Raw genomic sequence first — 25,078 nt, forward strand, 5'->3', positions numbered from 1 at the left:
GCGTAACGGCCTTCGCGAGCAGGCTCGCTCCCACAGGGATATGCGGCGCACGGAGATCAATGTGGGAGCGAGCCTGCTCGCGAAGAGGCCCGCAAGGCCAATAAAAGTGCACGTGCCAAACCAGCCGCCATCCACTGGTGCGCTAAGGTGTAACGAAACGTTAGCGCCGCCTCGCAGTCAGTAGCTCATCACACTGGTTTCGCTTCACTCGGCAAAAAAGGCCCGCAATGCTCACACTCCTCAAGCAAGAAAAGTTTTTGTTGCTTGCCCTGATCGCAGCATTCATCGCTTTCCCGATGGAACACTGGATGCTGCACAGCGGCCAGCCCATTGCGTTGACCGCCGGCCTGGTGCTGATCGCCTTTATCGTCGCGGCCTCCATGCGCGTCGCCCATCACGCCGAACTGCTCGCGGAAAAAGTTGGCGACCCCTACGGCACGATGATCCTGACGCTGGCCGCGGTGCTGGTGGAAGTGGTGATTCTGGCGATCATGATGAGCAACGAGGCCTCACCGACCCTGGTGCGCGACACGATTTATTCGGCGGTGATGCTCGACATCAACGGCATCCTCGGCCTGGCCGCATTGATGGGCGGGATCAAGTACGGCGAACAGTCCTATAACGACGACTCGGCGCGCAGCTACAGCGTGATGATTCTCACCGCCATGGGTGTATCCATGGTGGTGCCAGAGTTTATTCCCGAGGCCAACTGGAAAATTTATTCGGCGTTTACCATCGGCGCGATGATTGTGCTCTACGCCCTGTTCCTGCGCATGCAGGTGGGGCCGCACAGTTATTTCTTCAGCTACAGCTACCCGGAAAAACGTCGCAAGAAAGTCCCGGAGGAAGAACCTGAGCCCATCAATCTGGGGCTGAGTATTGGGACATTGGTGTTTGGTGTGGTGGTGATCGGCGCATTGGCCGAAGTGATGTCCAAGACCCTCGACCTGGGTCTGGAAGGCACGGGCGCACCGCCGGTGATCACGGCGATCCTGGTCGCGGCAATCTCGGCGGCGCCGGAAATTCTGACGGCGTTGCGGGCCGCACTGGCCAACCGCATGCAGTCGGTGGTCAACATCGCCATGGGCGCTTCACTGTCGACGGTGATCCTGACCGTGCCGGTGATGGAAGCGATGGCGCTCTACACCGGCCAGCCGTTTCAGATGGCGATGACCCCGGTGCAGACCGTGATGATCTTCCTCACCCTGATCGTCAGCGCAATCAACCTTAACGATGGCGAAACCAACGCCATCGAAGGCATGACCCACTTTGTGCTGTTTGCGACATTCATCATGTTGTCGCTGCTTGGGTTGTGACCGATCGTTGTGTCAGGTACCGGCGATCAGCTGCCGAGCCGCCTGGCTGTGATCGGCAATCAACCCCTTCAAATCCAGCCCTTCAACCTGCCCATCAATCACCCGCCACTTGCCACCGACCATCACCCGATCTGCCCGATCCGCGCCGCACAGCAGCAACGCGGAAACCGGATCATGGCTGCCGGAGAAGCGCAGCTCATCGAGCTTGAACAGTGCCAGATCCGCCTGCTTGCCCACCGCCAGTTCGCCGATATCGGTACGGCCCAGCAACTGCGCCGAACCCTTGGTCGCCCAACCCAGCACCAACTCCGGAGTAATCTTCTCGGCGCCATAGCGCAGCCGCTGAATGTAAAGCGCCTGACGGGTTTCCAGCATCATGTTCGACGCGTCGTTGGACGCCGAACCGTCCACGCCCAAGCCCAGTAGCGCACCCGCAGCCGTCAGGTCCAAGGTCGGGCAAATACCGGAAGCCAGGCGCATGTTCGAACTCGGGCAATGGCAAATCCCGGTGCCGGCGGCGCCGAGGCGGGCGATTTCATCCGGGTTGAAGTGGATGCCATGAGCGAGCCAGGTGCGCGGGCCGAGCCAGCCGACGCTGTCCAGGTAATCCACGGTGCGTAGCCCGAAACGTTGCAGGCAGAAGTCTTCTTCGTCGAGGGTTTCGGCCAGATGGGTGTGCAGGCGCACGTCGAGCTTGTTCGCCAGTTCGGCGCTGGCGGACATGATTTCTGGCGTCACCGAAAACGGCGAGCAGGGCGCCAGGGCGATCTGGATTTGCGCGCCGTCGCCACGTTCGTGGTACTCGGCGATCAAGCGCTGACTGTCGTCGAGGATCACTTCACCTTGTTGCACGGTCTGTTGCGGGGGCAGTCCGCCGTCCTTTTCGCCAAGGCTCATGGAACCGCGAGTCAGCATGGCGCGCATGCCCAGTTCGCGAACGCTCTCGACTTGCACGTCGATGGCATTTTCCAGGCCTTGCGGAAACAGGTAATGGTGATCGGCCGCGGTGGTGCAGCCGGACAGCAGCAACTCGGCCAACGCGACTTTGCTGGCGAGGGCGAGTTTTTCAGGCGTGAGGCGTGCCCAGACCGGGTAGAGGGTTTTGAGCCACGGGAACAACGGCTGATTGACCACCGGCGCCCAGGCGCGGGTCAGGGTTTGATAGAAGTGGTGATGGGTGTTGATCAGTCCCGGCAGGATCACATGCTCGCGGGCATCGAATACGTGTCCACAGGGCGCTGAAGGTTGCTGGCCAGCGCCGAGCACTTCGACGATCAAACCGTCTTGCAGCACCAGGCCGCCACGTGCATCGAGGCCATTGGCAGTGAAGATAGCGAGGGGATTTTTTAACCAGGTACGGGTCGCAGGCATGTTGGCCGGCTCCTCTGAAAGTTGGGTTCAGGGTTGCCAGCTCAGTGTTGCCCTGTCTGCTGATCCAGGGTCGTCGCGTGGACGAGGTGCGGAGTTTCGAACAAAAGTGAGCTGTGGGCAAGCCCGTCCCGACCAGACGACGCGAAACCCTGTGGGAGCGGGCTTGCTCGCGAAAGCGGTGTGTCAGTCGACATTGATATTGACTGTCACGGCCCCTTCGCGAGCAAGCCCGCTCCCACAGGAGGGCGGTGGTGTTTACCAGGGAATGGTTTCACCCCTGTAATTCACAAAATGATGCCCGCCCTTGCCGGTATACGCGTTTACTTGATCGACCAACCCACGCGTGCTGGTGTCCACATCAATGTCAGCACCTTCACCGCCCATGTCGGTCTTCACCCAACCCGGATGCAACGACAGCACAGTGAGTTTCTGCTCGCCCAACTGAGTGACGAAGCTGTTGGTCATGGAGTTCAGCGCCGCTTTACTCGCCTTGTACAGCGCCAGCTCCGGCGCATCCGGCATGGTCACGCTGCCCAGCACCGAACTCATGAACGCCAGCACGCCGCTGTCCGGGCGGATCTGCCCGACGAAGCGCTGGGCCAGGTTGATCGGTGCCACGGCATTGGTGAAGAACAACTGGCCAACTTCGGCCAGGGTCGCGCCACCCGGTGTTTGAACGTCGGGCCCCTTGACCCCGGCATTCACAAACAGCAGGTCAAACACTTCGTCCTTGAGCTGCTGGCTCAGGGCGATAACTGCCTGCTGATCGTCCATGTCGAGTTTTTCTATCCGCACCTTGCCCAAAGCCTGCAAGGCTTCGGCGTTCTGCGGGTTGCGCACGGTGGCGGTGACTTGCCAGCCGTCGGCCAGCAGGGTTTTCACCAGGCCCAGGCCCAAGCCTCGGGAGGCGCCGATGATGAGTGCGGTTTTTGCCGTGGACATGAGTGGCTTCCTTGATAAATGAGGTCAGGGATTCAATGGACAACGTTGCCCGAGCCGTTGTTGCAACTCGTGACGCAGCGCGCCGAGTTCGTCAATTCGGGTTTCGATCAGTTTGAGTTTGTCTTGCAGCAATTGTGTGACGGCGCTGTCCGGATCGGTCGACGGCCCTATCGCGGCGACGCTGTTGCCGATCTCGCCAAGCGTAAATCCCAACCGCTGGGCGGTCTTGATGTACAGCACCAATTGCACCATGTCCGCCGGATAGTCGCGGTAACCGTTGGCGCTGCGTTGCGCCGCGATCAGTCCGCGCTGCTCGTAAAAGCGCAGTGTGTCGCGGCTGACGGCGCTGGCCTGGGCTAATTCACCGATGCGCATCATGACGTCTCGAGAGGGCTTGACCCTGGAGCATACTCCAGGCTTTAGCCTTGTTGCTCCCTGATTTTCTGGAGCAAGACGGATGTGGACTTCAACGCAATATCGCCGGTTGGTGCGCGGTAGCGCCTGGTATGACTTGATCGTGACGGCGGCGTTTGCCACGCCGTGGAGTTTTGCGGCGTTGCATGGGGTGTTGGCGAGTGTGAGTCAGGCGTTCAATTTGCCTGGCGAGCTGCCGGCGTTTGAGCCGATGCACATGTTGATGGCGAATCTGCTGGGGTCGATTGTGTGTGTTTGGGCGGTGCTGCGGATTCGGGATCCGCAGCAGGTTTATGGTCGGTATGACGCAGTCGGCAGGTTTCTGTTCGCCGCTTGGCAGCTGTATGCCTTGCTCCATGGCGCCAGTTCGTTGTTGATGGTTTTCCTGTTCTTTGAGTTGGCGTGGGGCGTTGTTCAGGCGTTGCCAGTGCGGCAGCCTTCGCGAGCAGGCTCGCTCCCACAGGGTAACTGTGTAAACCAATAATCCAGGGTTCAAACCGATCCATTGTGGGACCGAGCCTGCTCGGGAAGAGGCCGGTGCAGACAGCCACTAATGCCCGGCCTGCCACGGTTGCCCCAACGACATCGGCGCATACAACCGCGTACGCAACGCATCCCGGGACAGCAGCACCAACACCACAATGGTCGCGACATACGGCAGCATCGCCAGCAGACTCGACGGTATCGCCAGCCCCAACCCCTGTGCCACCAGGTGCAGGATGCTGGCGAGTCCGAACAGATACGCCCCCAGCAGCAATCGCCACACCCGCCAACTGGCAAACACCACCAGTGCCAAGGCAATCCAGCCACGCCCGGCGCTCATGTTCTCCGCCCACATCGGCGTGTAGGCCAGCGACAAATACGCCCCGGCCAATCCAGCCATCGCCCCGCCAAACAGCACCGCCAACGTGCGCACGCCCAACACCGGCAAGCCCATCGCACTGGCGGCATCCGGGTTTTCCCCGACGGCCTGAATGATCAGCCCGACGCGGCTTTTCAAAATCACCCAGGCCACCAGCGCAAACAGCGCGAACGACACATACACCAGCAAATCCTGCGCAAACAGCATCCGCCCGATCATCGGAATCTCACTCAGGTAAGGAATCGCCACCGGTTCAAAACCCGCCAGCGGTTTACCGACCCACGCCGCACCGACAAACGTCGACAGGCCCACACCGAAAATCGTCAGCGCCAACCCGGTGGCCACCTGATTGGCGTTGAACACCAGCGCCACCAGCGCAAACAGAGACGACAACAGCATCCCGGCAAGCATCGCCAGCAACACGCCGAGCCACAGGTTGCCGCTGTTCAGCGCGACGATAAAACCGATCACCGCACCAAACAGCATCATGCCTTCCTGGCCCAGGTTCAGAACGCCGCTCTTCTCACAGATCAATTCACCCAGCGCCACCAACAGCAGCGGCGTGCCGCAACGGACCATGGCGTAGAAAATATTGCTCAGCAGATCGATATCCATCACAGCGCTCCTGCTTGTACGGCGGTGGCTTGTGCACGACGGGTCCAGCGCAGGTTCAAACGCGGCCGGTAGAGAATCAGTACGTCACTGGCCAGCAGAAAAAACAGCATCATTCCCTGGAACAATTGGGTGATGGCCTGGGGCAGATTCATGCTCATCTGCGCGCTCTCGCCGCCGATGTACAGCAGCGCCATCAGCAGGCTGGAAAACAGAATGCCGATGGGATTCAACCGCCCGAGAAATGCCACGGTGATTGCCGCATAGCCATAACCCGGCGACACCTGTGGCACCAATTGGCCAATCGGCCCGGTGACTTCACACACCCCGGCCAGCCCGGCCAACCCTCCGCTGATCAACAACGCCAGCCAGACCAGCCGCTTCTCGCGAAAGCCAACGAACCCCGCCGCGCGCTGGTCCAGCCCGAGCACTTTGATCTGGAACCCGATAAAGCTTTTCTGCAGCAGCACCCACACCGCGACCAGCGCGAGCAGGGCGAAATACACCCCGGCATGCACCCGACCGTCCTCCATCAATAACGGTAAACGGCTGGCATCGCCGAACATTGCCGATTCGGGAAAATTGAATCCGGCGGGATCCTTCAACGGCCCATGCACGCAGAACAGCAGCAGGTTCAGGGCGATGTAATTGAGCATGATGCTGGTGAGGATTTCATTGGCATTGAAACGCGTGCGCAGCCATGCCGTCAGCCCGGCCCACGCGGCGCCGGCGAGGGTGCCGGTGATCAGAATCAGCACCAGCGCCCAGCGACTTTGCAGGCCGATGATGTTCACGGCCAGTGCACTGCCGGCCAGTGCGCCGAGCAGCAACTGACCTTCGGCGCCAATGTTCCAGATCCGCGCTTGATACGCCACGGCCAGCCCCAACGCGCAAAGCAAAATCGGCAGCGCTTTGACCAGCAGTTCGGAGACGCCATACAGGTCGCTGATCGGTGCGATGAGCAACGTGTGCAAGGTCAGCAACGGGTCATGACCCAGCGCGATAAACAGCAGCGAGCCACAGCCCAACGTCAGGGCACCCGCCAGCAACGGCGAGCACCACAACATCAGGCGCGATTGCTGGCCACGGGGTTCGAGAGAAAGCAGCATGTGAAACTCCGTTAAACCGTTGCGGGTGCAGGTGATTGAGGGGCATCGAATTGGCCGGCCATCCAGCTGCCGACATCGATCAGGCGGGTGTCGACGGTGGCCTTGAGTGCCGACAGTCGACCGCTGCACAAGGCGCCGAGGCGATCGCTGATCTGGAACAGTTCGTCGAGGTCTTCGGAGATCACCAGGATCGCCGCGCCGGCGTCGCGCAAGGCAATCAGCGCTCGGTGAATGGTCGCGGCGGCGCCGACGTCCACGCCCCAGGTCGGGTGCGCGGCCACCAGCAGTTTGGGTTGCTGAAGGATTTCGCGGCCGAGGATGAATTTCTGCAGGTTGCCGCCAGACAGGCTGCGGGCCGCCGTTTGGGTATCGGGCGTCTTCACCCCGAAACGACGGATGATCTCTTCGGCCAGCGCCTCGACTTTGCCGCGCTGGATCAGTCCGCGGCTGACCAACCCTTGTTGAAAGGCGGTGAGCAGAGCGTTGTCGGCCAAGCTGAGTTCCGGCACCGCGCCGTGACCCAGACGTTCCGTCGGGACGAAGGCCAGACCGAGTTTGCGCCGTGCATCCGGTCGTAAATGTGCGACAGGCTGTCCGCCGAAACTGATCCTTTTGCCGTCATTGCAGTGGAGGCGTTCTTCGCCGCTGAGCAACGCAAGCAACTCATCCTGACCATTGCCGGCCACCCCGGCGATGCCGACGATTTCGCCGCCGCGTACTTCGAGGTCGATGTCCTTCAGCGAACAGCCAAACGGGTCGGGGTTGTGCCAGTACAATCCGCTCACACTCAAGAAGGCATCACCGCCGATCACCTTCGGATAATCGGCAATCAGGTCGGCCGCTTCACCGACCATCAATCGCGCCAGTTGCTGATCGGAACACTCAGCCGGCACGCAATGCCCGGCCACCCGACCGCCGCGCAACACCGTGGCGCTGTGGCACAACGCACGAACCTCACCGAGTTTGTGGCTGATAAACAGAATGCTGCAGCCCTCGGCCGCCAGTCGGCGCAGGGTGACGAACAATTCGTCAGCCTCCTGCGGGGTCAGTACCGAGGTCGGCTCGTCGAGTATCAGCAGACGGATGTCCTGCATCAGGCAACGAACGATTTCCACCCGTTGCCGTTCGCCGATCGACAGGCTGTGGACAAGTCGTTCCGGCTCCAGCGCCATGCCGTAGCGTTGGGAGACTTCCCGAATTTTTGGCTCAAGCTGTTTCGGCGTGCCGGCCGCCGCGCCCATGGCCAGTGCAATGTTCTGCGCCACACTAAGCGTTTCGAACAGCGAGAAATGCTGGAACACCATGCCGATTCCCAGCCCACGAGCCTGAGCCGCGTTACGCATGGTCACGCGTTGTCCTTGCCAGATCATCTCGCCGGAATCTGCAGGGGTGACGCCGTAGATGATCTTCATCAGCGTACTTTTGCCCGCGCCGTTTTCGCCGAGCAGGGCATGGATCTCGCCGGGCGCGATGCTCAGGTCGATGGCATCGTTGGCCAGGCAACCGGGGTAGCGCTTGCTGATTCTGCGCAATTGCAGACGAGGTGTTTGATCGGGGGTCGGCACGGGGTTAGGCATGACAGGCTCGGGTCGATTGAAGTGATACCTGTGGGCAAAGCAATTTCCTGGCCATTGAGTCAGGAAAGTTCAAAAGCGTTACAGGTGAAGGCTTTGAAGGCGGCGCCTCGCCCTATGTCGATCCCGAGCCAGGCACCACTTGAGAGCAAAGCCGTTGATCAGGCTCCGGTTTTGCTCAGGGTGTTTGGTCAAAAAACGAGCAGCTGACGGCAAGCCATGCCGGACATGGGGCCGCGATAGTCATGAACGGGTTATCCACAGATTGCTCCACAGTATTTGTGCGCAAGCCCGAAGCTCGGGCATAAGCACTGTGTGGCTTTCTTCTAAAGGTGATAAACCGAGCTAACTGATTGTTTTTACGTGGATTTAGCTTTTTTGATGGCGAATTGGACGAAAAGTGAGCAAAGCCCGCAAAGCCGCATGACAGAAGGGCTACAGCCGGATGTGCTCAGGTTATCCACAGCCGGGTGCACAGTAGATGTGGGCAAATGCACCGGTTCGACGAAAGGGCTGTGGACGTTGTTGGTGCGATTAATGCTGCAACAGAATGCGCCCGCGGCTTAAATCCGCCAGCTGCGTTTGCAGGGTATCGATCTGGTTTTTGCCGATGGCTAATTGCAGTTCTACGCCGTTGGCCGTGAACGTTTCTTCCACAACCAATCCACCCAGTTCCGCCACCCGAAGCTTCACCAGCGGCAACTCACCAAAAGCACAGGCGCAGCTCACCGGCACTCGACTGATCAACTCAACCTTCGCCGCGGCTTGCAGGCACTTGTTGGCACCGCCGCCATACGCCCGGGCGAGGCCTCCGGTGCCGAGTTGAATGCCGCCATACCAACGAATCACCAGCACGGCGACCTGATCGCAATCCTGCGCTTCGATTGCCGCCAGAATCGGCCGGCCAGCGGTGCCGCCAGGCTCGCCATCGTCAGTGCTGCGGTAGTGGTCGCCAAGCTTCCAGGCCCAGCAATTGTGCGAGGCATTCAAATCGCTGTGCTGTTCGATGAACGCCTGGGCTTCAGCGGGGCTGGCAATCGGCGCGGCGAAGGTGATGAAGCGGCTTTTGCGAATCTCTTCGCGGTACTCGCAAAAACCGTTGAGGGTAAAAGGCATAAGTGTCTTAGATCGTTGGCGTCAGGCCGCAGCCCTTGAGAATGATGCGGATCAGGTTGTTGCCGGCGTCTTCCATGTCTTGCTTGGTCAGCTTGGTGCGCCCGCTGACACGGCAAATCTGTGTGGCGAAATCGGCGTAATGCTGAGTGCTGCCCCACAACAGGAAGATCAGGTTCACCGGGTCTACCGGGTCCATCTTGCCGGCATCGATCCACGCCTGGAACACGGCGGCCCGACCCTGGAACCAGGCGCGATAGTCCTGATTGAAATACTCGGTCAGGCACTCGCCACCGCTGATGACTTCCATGGCGAAGATTCGCGAGGCTTGCGGCTGACGACGGGAGAATTCCATCTTGGCGCGGATATAACGCGTCAGCGCTTCGCCCGGATCATCTTCAGCGGTCAGGGTGTTGAAGGTGCTGTCCCACAACTGGAGGATGTTGCTCAACACCGCCACGTACAAACCGAGTTTGTTGGTGAAGTAGTAATGCAGATTCGCCTTGGGCAACCCGGCATTCAGGGCGATGGTGTTCATGCTGGTGCCTTTGAACCCGTGACGGGCGAATTCGTCTTCGGCGGCTTTGATGATGGTCTCTTCGTTCTTCTGACGAATGCGGCTGGCAGGTATACCGCCGTGAGCGGGGACTTCAAAGGTCATAAGCACTTCCGAACAAGTGGGTGGGTGCAACAGTGCGTTGATAGCGTACCCACAGGCATCAGACAAGTCCTGACTCGATAAAAGCCCAGGACTTTCTAGCGCGTCGCCGCCAGGCTCTCCAAAAAGCTTTCCAGCACCAAATGCGGGCGGCGGCCCTTGCGAGTGACCGATGCGAGGCTCAGGTCATAGAACCGCACTTTTGGTTTCAGCGCACGCAATCGGCCTTGCTGCACCCAGAGGCTGGCGTAGTGGTCCGGCAGGTAACCGATGTAACGCCCGGTCAGGATCAGAAACGCCATGCCTTCACGATCCGAGGCACTGGCGGTGCAATTGAGCGCCTGGTAATGGGCCTGGATTTCCGCTGGCAAACGGAAGGTCGGCGCGATGGCGTCCTGGCTATTGAGGCGCTCGTCATCCAGTTGTTTGTCGTCGACATAAAACAACGGATGACCGACCGCGCAATACAGGAGCGAGCGTTCGCTATAGAGCGGCTGATATTCCAGCCCCGACAGCGCGCTGGCCTGCGGCACCACGCCGACATGCAATCGACCGTCGAGCACGCCTTGTTCGACTTCATTGGGCGCGATCATGCGAATCTGAATCTGCACGTCCGGACCGCGTTCCTTCAATTGCGCCAAGGCGTGCGTGATGCGCATGTGGGGCAGGGTGACCAGGTTGTCGGTCAGGCCGATGGTCAATTCGCCGCGCAAGTGTTGGTGCAGGCCGTTGACCTCGGTGCGAAAACTTTCCAGCGCACTCAATAGCTGCAACGCCGATTGGTACACCTCGCGACCTTCTTCGGTCAGGGAAAACCCGGCGCGACCGCGTTGGCATAAACGCAGACCGAGGCGCTGTTCCAGATCGCTCATTTGCTGGCTGATGGCTGAGCGGCCTATTCCCAGCACCGATTCCGCCGCGGAGAAGCCACCGCATTCCACGACGCTGCGGAAGATCCGTAATAAGCGGATATCAAAGTCACTGACCTGCGCCAGTGGATCGGGGCGGCGTGTGCTCATGCTCTAATTACTCAAAGTTTAGTGATGGTCTGACTGAACGTTAGAAAAGTTGGATTTCACCGACTTTATCCCCGTGGCAATTTAGCTGCAAGAACGCTTTTCATCTCCACGCCGCTTATTGCCCTGCGAGGTTTTGCCCATGAACTTGCCTGAAAACGCCCCGAATTCCCTGGCCAGCCAGCTCAAACTCGATGCTCACTGGATGCCCTACACCGCCAACCGTAATTTCCAGCGCGATCCGCGTCTGATCGTGGCGGCTGAAGGCAGCTGGCTGATCGATGACAAGGGCCGCAAAGTGTATGACTCGCTGTCCGGTCTGTGGACCTGCGGCGCCGGGCATACCCGCAAGGAAATTCAGGAAGCGGTCGCCAAGCAATTGGGCACTCTCGATTACTCGCCAGGCTTCCAGTACGGCCATCCGCTGTCGTTCCAGCTGGCTGAGAAAATCACCGACCTGACCCCGGGCAACCTGAATCACGTGTTCTTCACTGACTCGGGTTCCGAGTGCGCTGACACGGCGGTGAAGATGGTTCGTGCTTACTGGCGTCTGAAAGGCCAGGCCACCAAGACCAAAATGATCGGCCGTGCCCGTGGTTATCACGGCGTGAACATCGCCGGCACCAGCCTTGGTGGCGTGAACGGCAACCGCAAAATGTTCGGTCAGGCGATGATGGACGTCGATCACCTGCCGCACACCTTGCTGGCGAGCAACGCCTATTCCCGTGGCATGCCGAAAGAGGGCGGTATCGCCCTGGCCGATGAACTGCTCAAACTGATCGAGCTGCATGACGCTTCGAACATCGCTGCCGTGTTCGTCGAGCCAATGGCCGGTTCCGCTGGCGTCCTGGTTCCGCCACAGGGTTACCTCAAGCGTCTGCGCGAGATCTGCGATCAGCACAACATCCTGCTGGTGTTCGACGAAGTGATCACCGGTTTCGGCCGTACCGGTTCAATGTTCGGCGCCGACAGCTTCGGCGTGACCCCGGACTTGATGTGCATCGCCAAGCAAGTTACTAACGGCGCGATTCCGATGGGCGCGGTGATTGCCAGCTCCGAGATCTACCAGACCTTCATGAACCAGGCGACGCCTGAGTACGCGGTGGAATTCCCGCACGGCTACACCTATTCCGCGCACCCGGTGGCGTGTGCCGCTGGCCTGGCAGCACTCGACCTGCTGCAAAAGGAAAACCTGGTACAGAGCGTGGCTGAAGTCGCACCGTATTTCGAAAATGCGCTGCACGGTCTGAAGGGCTCGAAAAACATTATCGACATCCGCAACTACGGTTTGGCCGGTGCAATCCAGATCGCACCTCGTGACGGCGACGCCATCGTGCGTCCGTTCGAAGCCGGCATGGCGCTGTGGAAAGCCGGATTCTACGTACGCTTCGGCGGCGACACCCTGCAGTTTGGCCCAACCTTCAACAGCAAGCCGCAAGACCTTGATCGTCTGTTCGACGCGGTCGGCGAAGTGCTGAACAAGATCGACTGATTTTCCCTTCTATTCTCTCTATATAAAGACGGGCGCCCTTTGATGGGCGCCTGTGGACAACTTTTCAGGAGCCCCGCATGAGCCTTATCCCGCATTTGATCAATGGCGAACTGGTGACCGAAGACGGTCGCACGGCTGACGTGTTCAACCCGTCTACCGGCCAGGCAATCCATAAGCTGCCATTGGCCAGCCGCGAAACTATTCAGAAAGCTATCGACTCGGCCAAGGCTGCCTTCCCTGCCTGGCGTAACACGCCGCCGGCCAAGCGTGCGCAGGTGATGTTCCGCTTCAAGCAACTGCTGGAACAGAACGAAGGGCGTATCGCTCAACTGATCAGCGAAGAACACGGCAAGACGCTGGAAGATGCGGCGGGTGAATTGAAGCGCGGTATCGAGAACGTTGAGTTCGCTTGCGCAGCGCCGGAAATTCTCAAGGGCGAATACAGCCGTAACGTGGGTCCGAACATTGATGCCTGGTCGGACTTCCAGCCGTTGGGCGTGGTGGCCGGTATTACCCCGTTCAACTTCCCGGCCATGGTGCCGCTGTGGATGTATCCGCTGGCGATCGTCTGCGGCAACTGCTTCATCCTCAAACCGTCCGAACGTGACCCAAGTTCTACGCTGTTGATTGCTCAATTGCTGGTGGAAGCCGGTCTGCCAAAAGGCGTGCTGAGCGTAGTGCACGGCGACAAGGTTGCGGTGGATGCGCTGATCGAAGCGCCGGAAGTCAAAGCGTTGAGCTTTGTGGGTTCGACGCCGATTGCCGAATACATCTACGCCGAAGGCACTAAGCGCGGCAAGCGCGTTCAGGCACTGGGTGGCGCGAAGAACCATGCGGTGCTGATGCTGGATGCGGATCTGGATAACGCGGTCAGCGCACTGATGGGCGCGGCCTACGGTTCTTGCGGTGAGCGTTGCATGGCGATTTCGGTGGCCGTTTGCGTCGGTGATCAGGTGGCGGATGCGTTGGTGGCCAAACTGGTGCCGCAGGTCAAAGCACTGAAAATCGGTGCCGGTACGACCTGTGGTCTGGACATGGGGCCGCTGGTTTCCGGCCAGGCTCGCGACAAAGTCAGTGGCTATATAGAAGACGGCGTTTCTTCTGGTGCGACCTTGGTGGTGGATGGTCGTGGTCTGAGCGTGCCCGGTCATGAGGAAGGGTTCTTCCTCGGTGGCTGCCTGTTCGACAACGTCACACCAGAGATGCGCATCTATAAAGAAGAGATCTTTGGTCCGGTGTTGTGCGTCGTTCGGGTCAACAGCCTGGAAGAAGCAATGCAGCTGATCAACGATCACGAATATGGCAACGGCACCTGCATCTTTACCCGTGATGGGGAAGCGGCGCGGTTGTTCTGCGACGAGATCGAAGTCGGCATGGTCGGCGTGAACGTACCGCTGCCGGTCCCGGTGGCTTATCACAGCTTTGGTGGCTGGAAGCGCTCGCTGTTCGGCGACCTGCATGCTTATGGCCCGGATGGTGTGCGTTTCTACACACGTCGCAAGGCCATTACCCAGCGCTGGCCACAACGGGCGAGCCATGAGGCATCGCAATTCGCATTCCCTAGTTTGTAAGTAGAAGGGAAGAAGGCCGGCCCCTTGGGGCCGGCCTTTGCGTTTCAGGGGCTTTTTTGACCTATATGACAGAATTGTGAAAATAGGTGTTGACGGCAGATTCTGGAAGTCTATAATTCGCCCCACTTCCGGCGCAGTCGAAACGGAAAACTCCTTGGTAAACAATGAGTTACGCAGTTTTCGGCAGCGGGTTGCTTCAGGTCATCGAAGCCCAGAAGGAGTTGAGAGAGCGGGGTTGTGTGGCTCTTTTAACGGTTCGATCTTCTCGGTCGAAAGCGGTGTAAAAGAGGTGTTGACAGCAGCGAGTAACGCTGTAGAATTCGCCTCCCGCTAACGAGAGATCGGAAGCGCAAGTGGTTGAAGTTACAAAGGAAACTTTGAAAACTTCTGAAAATAATCGCTTGACAGCAACAGAGGCTGCTGTAGAATGCGCGCCTCGGTTGAGACGAAAGATCTTAACCAACCGCTCTTTAACAACTGAATCAAGCAATTCGTGTGGGTGCTTGTGGAGTCAGACTGATAGTCAACAAGATTATCAGCATCACAAGTTACTCCGCGAGAAATCAAAGATGTAACCAACGATTGCTGAGCCAAGTTTAGGGTTTCTTAAAAACCCAAAGATGTTTGAACTGAAGAGTTTGATCATGGCTCAGATTGAACGCTGGCGGCAGGCCTAACACATGCAAGTCGAGCGGCAGCACGGGTACTTGTACCTGGTGGCGAGCGGCGGACGGGTGAGTAATGCCTAGGAATCTGCCTGGTAGTGGGGGATAACGCTCGGAAACGGACGCTAATACCGCATACGTCCTACGGGAGAAAGCAGGGGACCTTCGGGCCTTGCGCTATCAGATGAGCCTAGGTCGGATTAGCTAGTTGGTGAGGTAATGGCTCACCAAGGCGACGATCCGTAACTGGTCTGAGAGGATGATCAGTCACACTGGAACTGAGACACGGTCCAGACTCCTACGGGAGGCAGCAGTGGGGAATATTGGACAATGGGCGAAAGCCTGATCCAGCCATGCCGCGTGTGTGAAGAAGGTCTTCGGATTGTAAAGCACTTTAAGTTGGGAGGAAGGGCAGTAAATTAATACTTTGCTGTTTTGACGTTACCGACAGAATAAGCACCGGCTAACTCTGTGCCAGCAGCCGCGGTAATACAGAGGGTGCAAGCGTTAATCGGAATTACTGGGCGTAAAGCGCGCGTAGGTGGTTCGTTAAGTTGGATGTGAAATCCCCGGGCTCAACCTGGGAACTGCATTCAAAACTGTCGAGCTAGAGTATGGTAGAGGGTGGTGGAATTTCCTGTGTAGCGGTGAAATGCGTAGATATAGGAAGGAACACCAGTGGCGAAGGCGACCACCTGGACTGATACTGACACTGAGGTGCGAAAGCGTGGGGAGCAAACAGGATTAGATACCCTGGTAGTCCACGCCGTAAACGATGTCAACTAGCCGTTGGGAGCCTTGAGCTCTTAGTGGCGCAGCTAACGCATTAAGTTGACCGCCTGGGGAGTACGGCCGCAAGGTTAAAACTCAAATGAATTGACGGGGGCCCGCACAAGCGGTGGAGCATGTGGTTTAATTCGAAGCAACGCGAAGAACCTTACCAGGCCTTGACATCCAATGAACTTTCCAGAGATGGATTGGTGCCTTCGGGAACATTGAGACAGGTGCTGCATGGCTGTCGTCAGCTCGTGTCGTGAGATGTTGGGTTAAGTCCCGTAACGAGCGCAACCCTTGTCCTTAGTTACCAGCACGTCATGGTGGGCACTCTAAGGAGACTGCCGGTGACAAACCGGAGGAAGGTGGGGATGACGTCAAGTCATCATGGCCCTTACGGCCTGGGCTACACACGTGCTACAATGGTCGGTACAGAGGGTTGCCAAGCCGCGAGGTGGAGCTAATCCCAGAAAACCGATCGTAGTCCGGATCGCAGTCTGCAACTCGACTGCGTGAAGTCGGAATCGCTAGTAATCGCGAATCAGAATGTCGCGGTGAATACGTTCCCGGGCCTTGTACACACCGCCCGTCACACCATGGGAGTGGGTTGCACCAGAAGTAGCTAGTCTAACCTTCGGGAGGACGGTTACCACGGTGTGATTCATGACTGGGGTGAAGTCGTAACAAGGTAGCCGTAGGGGAACCTGCGGCTGGATCACCTCCTTAATCGACGACATCAGCTGCTCCATAAGCTCCCACACGAATTGCTTGATTCATTGAAGAAGACGATAAAGAAGCAGCCCTGACGGGTTGTAGCTTGGTTGGTTAGAGCGCACCCCATGCTTTGTGGTAGAGAGCAGGGTGAGGTCGGCCTTATAGCTCGAAATTGGGTCTGTAGCTCAGTTGGTTAGAGCGCACCCCTGATAAGGGTGAGGTCGGCAGTTCGAATCTGCCCAGACCCACCAATTTTGTGTGGGAAACGCCTGTAGAAATACGGGGCCATAGCTCAGCTGGGAGAGCGCCTGCCTTGCACGCAGGAGGTCAACGGTTCGATCCCGTTTGGCTCCACCACTAACTGCTTCTGTTTGTTGAAAGCTTAGAAATGAGCATTCCATCGTGATGATGGTGAATGTTGATTTCTAGTCTTTGGCTAGATCGTTCTTTAAAAATTTGGGTATGTGATAGAAAGATAGACTGGACGTTACTTTCACTGGTAACGGATCAGGCTAAGGTAAAATTTGTGAGTTGCTCTTAATGAGTAAGAATGCGAATTTTCGGCGAATGTCGTCTTCACAGTATAACCAGATTGCTTGGGGTTATATGGTCAAGTGAAGAAGCGCATACGGTGGATGCCTTGGCAGTCAGAGGCGATGAAAGACGTGGTAGCCTGCGAAAAGCTTCGGGGAGTCGGCAAACAGACTTTGATCCGGAGATGTCTGAATGGGGGAACCCAGCCATCATAAGATGGTTATCTTAAGCTGAATACATAGGCTTAAGAGGCGAACCAGGGGAACTGAAACATCTAAGTACCCTGAGGAAAAGAAATCAACCGAGATTCCCTTAGTAGTGGCGAGCGAACGGGGACTAGCCCTTAAGTGGCTTTGAGATTAGCGGAACGTTCTGGAAAGTACGGCCATAGTGGGTGATAGCCCTGTACGCGAAAATCTCTTAGTCATGAAATCGAGTAGGACGGAGCACGAGAAACTTTGTCTGAATATGGGGGGACCATCCTCCAAGGCTAAATACTACTGACTGACCGATAGTGAACTAGTACCGTGAGGGAAAGGCGAAAAGAACCCCGGAGAGGGGAGTGAAATAGATCCTGAAACCGTATGCGTACAAGCAGTGGGAGCCCACTTTGTTGGGTGACTGCGTACCTTTTGTATAATGGGTCAGCGACTTATTTTCAGTGGCGAGCTTAACCGAATAGGGGAGGCGTAGCGAAAGCGAGTCTTAATAGGGCGTCTAGTCGCTGGGAATAGACCCGAAACCGGGCGATCTATCCATGGGCAGGTTGAAGGTTGGGTAACACTAACTGGAGGACCGAACCGACTACCGTTGAAAAGTTAGCGGATGACCTGTGGATCGGAGTGAAAGGCTAATCAAGCTCGGAGATAGCTGGTTCTCCTCGAAAGCTATTTAGGTAGCGCCTCATGTATCACTGTAGGGGGTAGAGCACTGTTTCGGCTAGGGGGTCATCCCGACTTACCAAACCGATGCAAACTCCGAATACCTACAAGTGCCGAGCATGGGAGACACACGGCGGGTGCTAACGTCCGTCGTGAAAAGGGAAACAACCCAGACCGTCAGCTAAGGTCCCAAAGTTATGGTTAAGTGGGAAACGATGTGGGAAGGCTTAGACAGCTAGGAGGTTGGCTTAGAAGCAGCCACCCTTTAAAGAAAGCGTAATAGCTCACTAGTCGAGTCGGCCTGCGCGGAAGATGTAACGGGGCTCAAACCATACACCGAAGCTACGGGTATCACTTAGGTGATGCGGTAGAGGAGCGTTCTGTAAGCCTGTGAAGGTGAGTTGAGAAGCTTGCTGGAGGTATCAGAAGTGCGAATGCTGACATGAGTAACGACAATGGGTGTGAAAAACACCCACGCCGAAAGACCAAGGTTTCCTGCGCAACGTTAATCGACGCAGGGTTAGTCGGTCCCTAAGGCGAGGCTGAAAAGCGTAGTCGATGGAAAACAGGTTAATATTCCTGTACTTCTGGTTATTGCGATGGAGGGACGGAGAAGGCTAGGCCAGCTTGGCGTTGGTTGTCCAAGTTTAAGGTGGTAGGCTGGAATCTTAGGTAAATCCGGGATTCTAAGGCCGAGAGCTGATGACGAGTTACCCTTTGGGTGACGAAGTGGTTGATGCCATGCTTCCAAGAAAAGCTTCTAAGCTTCAGGTAACCAGGAACCGTACCCCAAACCGACACAGGTGGTTGGGTAGAGAATACCAAGGCGCTTGAGAGAACTCGGGTGAAGGAACTAGGCAAAATGGCACCGTAACTTCGGGAGAAGGTGCGCCGGTGAGGGTGAAGCATTTACTGCGTAAGCCCATGCCGGTCGAAGATACCAGGCCGCTGCGACTGTTTATTAAAAACACAGCACTCTGCAAACACGAAAGTGGACGTATAGGGTGTGACGCCTGCCCGGTGCCGGAAGGTTAATTGATGGGGTTAGCTAACGCGAAGCTCTTGATCGAAGCCCCGGTAAACGGCGGCCGTAACTATAACGGTCCTAAGGTAGCGAAATTCCTTGTCGGGTAAGTTCCGACCTGCACGAATGGCGTAACGATGGCGGCGCTGTCTCCACCCGAGACTCAGTGAAATTGAAATCGCTGTGAAGATGCAGTGTATCCGCGGCTAGACGGAAAGACCCCGTGAACCTTTACTATAGCTTTGCACTGGACTTTGAATTTGCTTGTGTAGGATAGGTGGGAGGCTTTGAAGCGTGGACGCCAGTTCGCGTGGAGCCAACCTTGAAATACCACCCTGGCAACTTTGAGGTTCTAACTCAGGTCCGTTATCCGGATCGAGGACAGTGTATGGTGGGTAGTTTGACTGGGGCGGTCTCCTCCTAAAGAGTAACGGAGGAGTACGAAGGTGCGCTCAGACCGGTCGGAAATCGGTCGTAGAGTATAAAGGCAAAAGCGCGCTTGACTGCGAGACAGACACGTCGAGCAGGTACGAAAGTAGGTCTTAGTGATCCGGTGGTTCTGTATGGAAGGGCCATCGCTCAACGGATAAAAGGTACTCCGGGGATAACAGGCTGATACCGCCCAAGAGTTCATATCGACGGCGGTGTTTGGCACCTCGATGTCGGCTCATCACATCCTGGGGCTGAAGCCGGTCCCAAGGGTATGGCTGTTCGCCATTTAAAGTGGTACGCGAGCTGGGTTTAGAACGTCGTGAGACAGTTCGGTCCCTATCTGCCGTGGACGTTTGAGATTTGAGAGGGGCTGCTCCTAGTACGAGAGGACCGGAGTGGACGAACCTCTGGTGTTCCGGTTGTCACGCCAGTGGCATTGCCGGGTAGCTATGTTCGGAATAGATAACCGCTGAAAGCATCTAAGCGGGAAACTAGCCTCAAGATGAGATCTCACTGGGACCTTGAGTCCCCTGAAGGGCCGTCGAAGACTACGACGTTGATAGGTTGGGTGTGTAAGCGCTGTGAGGCGTTGAGCTAACCAATACTAATTGCCCGTGAGGCTTGACCATATAACACCCAAGCAATTTGTGAACTCGAAAGAGGCCAGATTGCGGTGTGTGAAGACGACACCAGTCGAAAATTCGCAAGGCAACACACAAATCTATCGCCTACCCATTCGCTGGAGCGTGAACCTGAAAAGGCCCACGACCTGGCTACCGAATTTCTTGACGACCATAGAGCATTGGAACCACCTGATCCCATCCCGAACTCAGCAGTGAAACGATGCATCGCCGATGGTAGTGTGGGGTTTCCCCATGTGAGAGTAGGTCATCGTCAAGATTAAATTCCGAAACCCCTATCTGCGTATGCAGGTAGGGGTTTTGTTTTGTCCGCAGGAAAGTTGACCTGCCGAGTTTCTATGCAATGGCTCGGAGCATGGCTATCATGCGGGCCTCATTGTGAGGCGAGACTTGCATGCTGACGTTGTTAAAGCTTCTTAAAGATGGCCGATTCCATTCGGGTCAGGCTCTGGGCGTTGCCTTGGGTGTCAGTCGTAGTGCCGTTTGGAAGCAGCTTCAGCATTTAGAGGCTGATCTGGGGCTATCCATCCATAAGGTGCGGGGTCGCGGCTATCAACTGGCTGCGCCGTTGACGCTACTTGATCCTGTCGAGATAAGAGGGCAGGCACCTTCTTGTGATTGGCCCATCCTGGTTTTCGATTCAATCGACTCCACCAATGCCGAGGCTCTGCGTGCCATAGAGCGAGGTCAGGCTGCACCATTTCTGGTGCTTGCTGAACGGCAAACAGCAGGTCGCGGGCGGCGAGGGCGAAAGTGGGCGAGCCCATTTGCGGAAAACATCTATTACAGCCTCGTGCTGCGTATTGAAGGTGGAATGCGTCAGCTAGAAGGCTTGAGTCTTGTTGTTGGGCTCGCCGTCATGCAGGCCCTGCGAAAGCTTGGTGTTTCGGGGGCTGGATTGAAGTGGCCAAACGACGTCCTGGTCGGTCAGAAAAAGATTGCCGGGATATTGCTCGAGCTGGTGGGGGATCCTGCCGATGTGTGTCACGTTGTGCTGGGTGTGGGAATTAATGTGAACATGCAGATTACCGATGAGGTAGATCAGCAGTGGACGTCTATGCGGCTCGAGTCGGGTAAGGTGTTTGACCGAAATCACTTGGTCGCAGAGTTGGGCGCGATGCTCCAGGAGTACCTGTGTCGTCATCAAGTCGATGGGTTTTCAGCTGTCCAGGCAGAGTGGGAGCAAAATCATCTCTGGCAGGGGCGGGCTGTGTCGTTGATTGCCGGTGTTAACCAAATAGATGGCGAAGTGCTGGGTATTGATAGTCAGGGTGCTCTGCGCTTGAAGGTGGGTGGTGTGGAAAAAGTCTTTAGTGGTGGTGAGCTCAGCCTGAGGTTGCGTGATGATTCTTGAGCTCGACTGCGGAAACAGCTTCATTAAGTGGCGTGTGCTCGATGCGGATGTTCGGCGGCTGGTGGGTGAGGGTGTCGTGGATTCGGATCTCGCCTTGCTGGATAGCTTGAAAGCTCTCAAGGGGCTTGCTCTCAAGTTTTGTCGGTTGGTCAGTGTCAGGACCACCGAAGAAACCGCTGCATTGATTTCTCTGCTGACAGAAGTTTTTGGTGTGTCGGTGGTGTGTGCTGCGCCGTCCCGCGAAATGTCCGGGGTTCGTAATGGCTATGAGGAGTTCGAGCGGTTAGGGCTCGACCGTTGGCTGGCGATGCTTGGGGGGTTTCATCTGGCCTCGGGCGCGTGCCTTGTGCTTGATTTTGGTACGGCTGTTACTGCGGACTTCATTGCCGGCGATGGCGAGCATCTCGGAGGATTTATATGCCCGGGCATGCCGCTGATGCGAAACCAGTTGCGTACCCATACCCGTAGAATTCGTTATGGTGATCTAGCAGCCGAGCGCGCCTTGGAAAGTCTCATTCCTGGTCGTACAACTGTCGAAGCAGTCGAGAGAGGATGCTCGTTGATGCTGAGAGGCTTTGTCCTGACGCAGCTAGAGTTGGCGCGTAGCTATTGGGGGGATGATTTTGCTGTGTTCCTCACTGGAGGAGATGCAGATCTGGTTTCCGAGGTCGTGCCTGAGGCCAGGGTGGTTCCCGATCTGGTGTTTGTAGGCTTGGCTATGGCATGCCCCTTGTCCTGAGGTTTTTATGCGTTGGTTGTTTCTGCTGCTGCTTGTTCTCAATGTGTTCTATTACATCTGGCACCAACAAGAGGCCCCTCTGCGTGCAAAGGATGTGACCCCTTTGAGTTTGTATCGGGGTTCGCAGCAGGATATTCGTTTGTTGAGTGAGATGACTGAGGCGGCTCGTGATAAAGGAAAGTCGGCCCAGGCAGCCGATGGTTGCCTCTATCTGGGCGGTTTTGCTCGTCAGGAAGCAGTTCAGGCGGTCGAACGGCGATTGAGCGGTATGGAAATCAAGTTCGAGTCCTTGCTGAAGGCTCCTGCCGATTCCTCTGGTTACTGGGTGCGAGTGGCACCAGAAAGCCGACGTTGGTTGGATGACTCGCAGCTCAAAAACCTTTCTAGAGAATTCAATGAGTTAAAACATAAAATAATGCCGTGCGAGGGGGTTGCACCCGCCGAATAGTTTGCATAGAATGGCGCCCGCTTCGCAGTGAAGACCTTTAACGGTAAACGGTGTGGAGCGACGTCAACGCAGCTAACCTCAGGTTTTTAATGAGAAAATGCTTGACAGAAGGCTGGCATGATATAGAATGCCGGCTCGCTTAGGAGGGGTTCCCGAGCGGCCAAAGGGATCAGACTGTAAATCTGACGTCTACGACTTCGAAGGTTCGAATCCTTCCCCCTCCACCATTTTTAGCGAGAGCTGCAAGCTCCGCGGGTATAGTTTAGTGGTAGAACCTCAGCCTTCCAAGCTGATGATGCGGGTTCGATTCCCGCTACCCGCTCCAAGTTTGCAGATCCTGCAAAGTGTTACGCTCTTGTAGCTCAGTTGGTAGAGCACACCCTTGGTAAGGGTGAGGTCAGCGGTTCAAATCCGCTCAAGAGCTCCATATAACAAGGCAGATATGAAAATATCTGCCTTTGTTTTAATGGCTTGTTTGGCCTGCTTAATTCTTCTGCTAGGGGTGATTTCGATGGCTAAGGAAAAGTTCGAGCGTAATAAGCCGCACGTCAACGTTGGTACCATTGGTCACGTCGATCACGGTAAAACCACTTTGACTGCTGCCTTGACCCGTGTCTGCTCCGAAGTTTTCGGTTCGGCAAAGGTCGACTTCGACAAGATCGATAGCGCCCCTGAAGAAAAAGCTCGTGGTATTACCATCAATACCGCTCACGTTGAATACGATTCGGCCGTGCGTCACTACGCACACGTTGACTGCCCTGGTCACGCCGACTACGTAAAAAACATGATTACCGGTGCTGCGCAGATGGATGGTGCGATTCTGGTTTGCTCGGCCGCTGATGGTCCGATGCCGCAGACCCGTGAGCACATCCTGTTGTCCCGTCAGGTCGGCGTTCCGTACATCGTTGTCTTCCTGAACAAGGCTGACATGGTTGACGATGCTGAGTTGCTGGAGCTGGTTGAGATGGAAGTGCGCGACCTGCTGAGCACTTACGATTTCCCAGGTGATGACACCCCGATCATCATCGGTTCTGCGCTGATGGCGCTGAACGGTCAAGACGATAACGAGATGGGTACCACTGCCGTCAAGAAGTTGGTCGAGACTCTGGATAGTTACATTCCGCAGCCTGAGCGCGCTATTGATAAGCCGTTCCTGATGCCGATCGAGGACGTATTCTCGATCTCTGGTCGCGGTACAGTTGTGACTGGACGTGTTGAGCGTGGCATTGTTCGCATTCAGGAAGAAGTCGAGATCGTAGGTCTTCGTGACACGGTCAAAACGACTTGTACTGGTGTTGAGATGTTTCGCAAGCTGCTCGACGAAGGTCGTGCGGGTGAGAACTGCGGCGTATTGCTGCGCGGTACTAAGCGTGATGATGTTGAGCGTGGCCAAGTGCTGGTCAAGCCGGGCACCGTCAAGCCGCATACCAAGTTCACTGCCGAAGTTTATGTTCTGAGCAAGGAAGAAGGTGGTCGTCATACGCCATTCTTCAAGGGATACCGTCCACAGTTCTACTTCCGTACGACTGATGTGACTGGTAACTGCGAGCTGCCAGAGGGTGTTGAGATGGTTATGCCGGGTGATAACGTTCAGATGACCGTTACCCTGATCAAAACCATCGCGATGGAAGATGGTCTGCGTTTCGCTATTCGTGAGGGCGGTCGTACCGTCGGCGCGGGTGTCGTGGCAAAAGTCATCGAGTAAGTTGTTGTAATGTCTTTTTCAGGCCGGCATAATGGTCGGCCTGATTTTGTTTTAGGTCAGTAGCTCAATTGGCAGAGCGACGGTCTCCAAAACCGTAGGTTGGGGGTTCGATTCCCTCCTGACCTGCCAGATTCACTTGGTGGGTTTGGCTTTCTTTTCACAGGATCTCCATAGATGACTCCTAAAGCTGAAGCTCAAGGCTCTCGCTTCGATCTGCTCAAGTGGCTAGTAGTAGTCGCTTTGGTGGTTGTTGGCGTTGTTGGCAATCAGTATTACTCTGCTTCGCCGATCCTGTACCGCGTACTTGCTTTGCTTGTCATTGCTGCTGTAGCTGCCTTTGTAGGCCTGCAGACAGTCAAGGGCAAGTCTTTCTTCGTACTGGTTAAGGAAGCTCGCACCGAGATTCGTAAAGTCGTATGGCCAACTCGCCAAGAAACCACGCAGACCACGTTGATTGTTGTGGCTGTTGTTCTGGTTATGGCGTTGCTGTTGTGGGGGCTTGATTCCCTGCTCGGCTGGCTTGTTTCCTTGATTGTCGGCTAAGGGTGTCCCGTGGCTAAGCGTTGGTACGTTGTGCATGCTTACTCCGGTTACGAGAAGCATGTCATGCGCTCGTTAGTAGAGCGCGTAAAGCTGGCTGGCATGGAAGATGGCTTCGGCGAAATTCTGGTTCCCACTGAAGAAGTGGTTGAAATGCGTAATGGCCAGAAGCGCAAAAGCGAACGCAAGTTCTTCCCAGGTTATGTGCTGGTTCAGATGGATATGAATGAGGGTACTTGGCACTTGGTCAAGGATACACCTCGGGTGATGGGTTTCATTGGCGGTACCGCTGATAAGCCTGCGCCAATCACAGATAAAGAGGCAGAAGCGATTCTGCGTCGCGTTGCTGATGGTAGCGACAAGCCGAAGCCGAAGACGTTGTTCGAGCCAGGTGAGTCGGTACGTGTCAACGACGGACCGTTTGCCGACTTTACTGGCACGGTCGAAGAGGTTAACTACGAAAAGAGCCGGATCCAAGTGGCGGTGCTCATTTTCGGTCGCTCTACTCCGGTAGAGTTAGAGTTCAGTCAGGTCGAAAAGGTCTAGCTGAGCAAGCATCCCAACCCCGCAGGCCTAG

19 protein-coding genes, 6 tRNA genes and 3 rRNA genes are annotated in these 25,078 nt (G+C 56.5%); 19 read left to right on the top strand and 9 right to left on the bottom strand.

All coding sequences use genetic code 11. The features are described from left to right. The first annotated feature begins 227 nt into the window (after nucleotides 1-227). A complete protein-coding gene (locus ACYZTX_RS04845; RefSeq protein WP_462033186.1) occupies nucleotides 228-1,316 on the top strand; it encodes a calcium:cation antiporter in 1,089 nt (362 codons plus the stop codon). Nucleotides 1,317-1,328: 12 nt separating this feature from the next. Here ACYZTX_RS04845 and ACYZTX_RS04850 read toward each other — a convergent pair whose 3' ends face one another. The 3 genes from ACYZTX_RS04850 to ACYZTX_RS04860 all read right to left on the bottom strand — a co-directional run bounded on the left by ACYZTX_RS04850 (nucleotide 1,329) and on the right by ACYZTX_RS04860 (nucleotide 4,004). Next, a complete protein-coding gene (locus ACYZTX_RS04850) occupies nucleotides 1,329-2,687 on the bottom strand; it encodes an 8-oxoguanine deaminase (RefSeq protein ID WP_462033187.1) in 1,359 nt (452 codons plus the stop codon). A gap of 255 nt (nucleotides 2,688-2,942) precedes the next feature. Continuing rightward, nucleotides 2,943-3,629: an SDR family oxidoreductase gene (locus ACYZTX_RS04855; protein ID WP_462033188.1), complete on the bottom strand. Its 687-nt coding sequence runs from the start codon at nucleotides 3,627-3,629 to the stop codon at nucleotides 2,943-2,945. A gap of 24 nt (nucleotides 3,630-3,653) precedes the next feature. Next, nucleotides 3,654-4,004 (bottom strand): MerR family transcriptional regulator, encoded by a 351-nt coding sequence (locus tag ACYZTX_RS04860; protein ID WP_462036987.1) that lies wholly within the window; start codon nucleotides 4,002-4,004, stop codon nucleotides 3,654-3,656. 82 nt (nucleotides 4,005-4,086) lie between these two features. Between ACYZTX_RS04860 and ACYZTX_RS04865 the strand changes: the two genes are divergently transcribed. Further along, entirely contained in the window at nucleotides 4,087-4,527 is a 441-nt protein-coding gene (locus tag ACYZTX_RS04865) for a hypothetical protein (RefSeq protein ID WP_462033189.1), read from the top strand. Between the two features lie 66 nt (nucleotides 4,528-4,593). Here ACYZTX_RS04865 and ACYZTX_RS04870 read toward each other — a convergent pair whose 3' ends face one another. The 6 genes from ACYZTX_RS04870 to ACYZTX_RS04895 form a co-directional block, all read right to left on the bottom strand. After that, on the bottom strand, nucleotides 4,594-5,520 hold the full coding sequence (locus tag ACYZTX_RS04870) for an ABC transporter permease (protein WP_462033190.1): 927 nt from the start codon (nucleotides 5,518-5,520) through the stop codon (nucleotides 4,594-4,596). Beyond that, nucleotides 5,520-6,626: an ABC transporter permease gene (locus ACYZTX_RS04875; RefSeq protein ID WP_462033191.1), complete on the bottom strand. Its 1,107-nt coding sequence runs from the start codon at nucleotides 6,624-6,626 to the stop codon at nucleotides 5,520-5,522. Before ACYZTX_RS04875 ends, ACYZTX_RS04870 begins: the two co-directional genes overlap by 1 nt. A gap of 11 nt (nucleotides 6,627-6,637) precedes the next feature. After that, nucleotides 6,638-8,203, bottom strand: a complete 1,566-nt coding sequence (locus ACYZTX_RS04880; RefSeq protein ID WP_462033192.1) for an ABC transporter ATP-binding protein — start codon at nucleotides 8,201-8,203, stop codon at nucleotides 6,638-6,640. A 531-nt stretch (nucleotides 8,204-8,734) separates the two neighbouring features. Beyond that, entirely contained in the window at nucleotides 8,735-9,316 is a 582-nt protein-coding gene (locus ACYZTX_RS04885; RefSeq protein ID WP_462033193.1) for an IMPACT family protein, read from the bottom strand. 7 nt (nucleotides 9,317-9,323) lie between these two features. After that, a complete protein-coding gene (locus ACYZTX_RS04890; protein ID WP_462033194.1) occupies nucleotides 9,324-9,974 on the bottom strand; it encodes a TetR/AcrR family transcriptional regulator in 651 nt (216 codons plus the stop codon). Nucleotides 9,975-10,069: 95 nt separating this feature from the next. Then, nucleotides 10,070-10,990 (bottom strand): LysR family transcriptional regulator, encoded by a 921-nt coding sequence (locus tag ACYZTX_RS04895; RefSeq protein ID WP_462033195.1) that lies wholly within the window; start codon nucleotides 10,988-10,990, stop codon nucleotides 10,070-10,072. 139 nt (nucleotides 10,991-11,129) lie between these two features. Between ACYZTX_RS04895 and aptA the strand changes: the two genes are divergently transcribed. From aptA to nusG, 17 genes are all read left to right on the top strand, one after another. Next, nucleotides 11,130-12,479: an omega-aminotransferase AptA gene (aptA, locus tag ACYZTX_RS04900; RefSeq protein ID WP_462033196.1), complete on the top strand. Its 1,350-nt coding sequence runs from the start codon at nucleotides 11,130-11,132 to the stop codon at nucleotides 12,477-12,479. Between the two features lie 77 nt (nucleotides 12,480-12,556). Continuing rightward, nucleotides 12,557-14,050 (top strand): CoA-acylating methylmalonate-semialdehyde dehydrogenase, encoded by a 1,494-nt coding sequence (locus ACYZTX_RS04905; RefSeq protein WP_462033197.1) that lies wholly within the window; start codon nucleotides 12,557-12,559, stop codon nucleotides 14,048-14,050. 626 nt (nucleotides 14,051-14,676) lie between these two features. Continuing rightward, nucleotides 14,677-16,215: ribosomal RNA gene (locus ACYZTX_RS04910) — 16S ribosomal RNA — on the top strand. Nucleotides 16,216-16,377: 162 nt separating this feature from the next. Beyond that, nucleotides 16,378-16,454, top strand: a tRNA-Ile gene (locus tag ACYZTX_RS04915). Between the two features lie 30 nt (nucleotides 16,455-16,484). Then, nucleotides 16,485-16,560, top strand: a tRNA-Ala gene (locus ACYZTX_RS04920). Nucleotides 16,561-16,811: 251 nt separating this feature from the next. Then, nucleotides 16,812-19,703, top strand: a 23S ribosomal RNA gene (locus ACYZTX_RS04925). 155 nt (nucleotides 19,704-19,858) lie between these two features. Beyond that, nucleotides 19,859-19,974: ribosomal RNA gene (rrf, locus tag ACYZTX_RS04930) — 5S ribosomal RNA — on the top strand. Together the 16S, 23S and 5S rRNA genes with 2 tRNA genes alongside form the textbook arrangement of a ribosomal RNA operon. Nucleotides 19,975-20,109: 135 nt before the next feature. Beyond that, a complete protein-coding gene (birA, locus tag ACYZTX_RS04935; protein ID WP_462033198.1) occupies nucleotides 20,110-21,069 on the top strand; it encodes a bifunctional biotin--[acetyl-CoA-carboxylase] ligase/biotin operon repressor BirA in 960 nt (319 codons plus the stop codon). Next, nucleotides 21,059-21,808: a pantothenate kinase gene (locus ACYZTX_RS04940; protein WP_462033199.1), complete on the top strand. Its 750-nt coding sequence runs from the start codon at nucleotides 21,059-21,061 to the stop codon at nucleotides 21,806-21,808. The genes birA and ACYZTX_RS04940 overlap by 11 nt, the downstream gene beginning before the upstream one ends. A 7-nt stretch (nucleotides 21,809-21,815) precedes the next feature. After that, nucleotides 21,816-22,256, top strand: coding sequence for a hypothetical protein (locus ACYZTX_RS04945; protein ID WP_462033200.1), 441 nt, complete (start codon nucleotides 21,816-21,818; stop codon nucleotides 22,254-22,256). Nucleotides 22,257-22,398: 142 nt separating this feature from the next. Next, nucleotides 22,399-22,483 (top strand) — tRNA-Tyr (locus ACYZTX_RS04950). A 24-nt stretch (nucleotides 22,484-22,507) separates the two neighbouring features. Then, nucleotides 22,508-22,581: transfer RNA gene (locus ACYZTX_RS04955), tRNA-Gly, on the top strand. A gap of 26 nt (nucleotides 22,582-22,607) precedes the next feature. Then, nucleotides 22,608-22,683: transfer RNA gene (locus ACYZTX_RS04960), tRNA-Thr, on the top strand. 84 nt (nucleotides 22,684-22,767) lie between these two features. After that, nucleotides 22,768-23,961 carry an elongation factor Tu gene (tuf, locus tag ACYZTX_RS04965; RefSeq protein ID WP_007896619.1) on the top strand — a complete coding sequence of 398 codons (1,194 nt, stop codon included), beginning with the start codon at nucleotides 22,768-22,770 and terminating at the stop codon, nucleotides 23,959-23,961. A gap of 53 nt (nucleotides 23,962-24,014) precedes the next feature. Beyond that, nucleotides 24,015-24,090, top strand: a tRNA-Trp gene (locus ACYZTX_RS04970). 45 nt (nucleotides 24,091-24,135) lie between these two features. Then, nucleotides 24,136-24,504, top strand: a complete 369-nt coding sequence (gene secE / locus ACYZTX_RS04975) for a preprotein translocase subunit SecE (RefSeq protein WP_007896620.1) — start codon at nucleotides 24,136-24,138, stop codon at nucleotides 24,502-24,504. 9 nt (nucleotides 24,505-24,513) lie between these two features. Further along, nucleotides 24,514-25,047, top strand: coding sequence for a transcription termination/antitermination protein NusG (nusG, locus tag ACYZTX_RS04980; protein ID WP_007896622.1), 534 nt, complete (start codon nucleotides 24,514-24,516; stop codon nucleotides 25,045-25,047). The last annotated feature ends 31 nt before the right edge of the window (nucleotides 25,048-25,078 follow it).

The sequence above is a fragment of the Pseudomonas sp. MDT1-17 genome (assembly GCF_054898105.1).

Excerpts from the sequence above, each read along its gene's own strand:
- ACYZTX_RS04845 (WP_462033186.1), top strand. The coding sequence starts at position 228 with ATGCTCACACTCCTCAAGCAAGAAAAGTTTTTGTTGCTTGCCCTGATC.
- ACYZTX_RS04850 (WP_462033187.1), bottom strand. The coding sequence starts at position 2,687 with ATGCCTGCGACCCGTACCTGGTTAAAAAATCCCCTCGCTATCTTCACT.
- ACYZTX_RS04855 (WP_462033188.1), bottom strand. The coding sequence starts at position 3,629 with ATGTCCACGGCAAAAACCGCACTCATCATCGGCGCCTCCCGAGGCTTG.
- ACYZTX_RS04860 (WP_462036987.1), bottom strand. The coding sequence starts at position 4,004 with ATGCGCATCGGTGAATTAGCCCAGGCCAGCGCCGTCAGCCGCGACACA.
- ACYZTX_RS04865 (WP_462033189.1), top strand. The coding sequence starts at position 4,087 with ATGTGGACTTCAACGCAATATCGCCGGTTGGTGCGCGGTAGCGCCTGG.
- ACYZTX_RS04870 (WP_462033190.1), bottom strand. The coding sequence starts at position 5,520 with ATGGATATCGATCTGCTGAGCAATATTTTCTACGCCATGGTCCGTTGC.
- ACYZTX_RS04875 (WP_462033191.1), bottom strand. The coding sequence starts at position 6,626 with ATGCTGCTTTCTCTCGAACCCCGTGGCCAGCAATCGCGCCTGATGTTG.
- ACYZTX_RS04880 (WP_462033192.1), bottom strand. The coding sequence starts at position 8,203 with ATGCCTAACCCCGTGCCGACCCCCGATCAAACACCTCGTCTGCAATTG.
- ACYZTX_RS04885 (WP_462033193.1), bottom strand. The coding sequence starts at position 9,316 with ATGCCTTTTACCCTCAACGGTTTTTGCGAGTACCGCGAAGAGATTCGC.
- ACYZTX_RS04890 (WP_462033194.1), bottom strand. The coding sequence starts at position 9,974 with ATGACCTTTGAAGTCCCCGCTCACGGCGGTATACCTGCCAGCCGCATT.
- ACYZTX_RS04895 (WP_462033195.1), bottom strand. The coding sequence starts at position 10,990 with ATGAGCACACGCCGCCCCGATCCACTGGCGCAGGTCAGTGACTTTGAT.
- aptA (WP_462033196.1), top strand. The coding sequence starts at position 11,130 with ATGAACTTGCCTGAAAACGCCCCGAATTCCCTGGCCAGCCAGCTCAAA.
- ACYZTX_RS04905 (WP_462033197.1), top strand. The coding sequence starts at position 12,557 with ATGAGCCTTATCCCGCATTTGATCAATGGCGAACTGGTGACCGAAGAC.
- birA (WP_462033198.1), top strand. The coding sequence starts at position 20,110 with ATGCTGACGTTGTTAAAGCTTCTTAAAGATGGCCGATTCCATTCGGGT.
- ACYZTX_RS04940 (WP_462033199.1), top strand. The coding sequence starts at position 21,059 with ATGATTCTTGAGCTCGACTGCGGAAACAGCTTCATTAAGTGGCGTGTG.
- ACYZTX_RS04945 (WP_462033200.1), top strand. The coding sequence starts at position 21,816 with ATGCGTTGGTTGTTTCTGCTGCTGCTTGTTCTCAATGTGTTCTATTAC.
- tuf (WP_007896619.1), top strand. The coding sequence starts at position 22,768 with ATGGCTAAGGAAAAGTTCGAGCGTAATAAGCCGCACGTCAACGTTGGT.
- secE (WP_007896620.1), top strand. The coding sequence starts at position 24,136 with ATGACTCCTAAAGCTGAAGCTCAAGGCTCTCGCTTCGATCTGCTCAAG.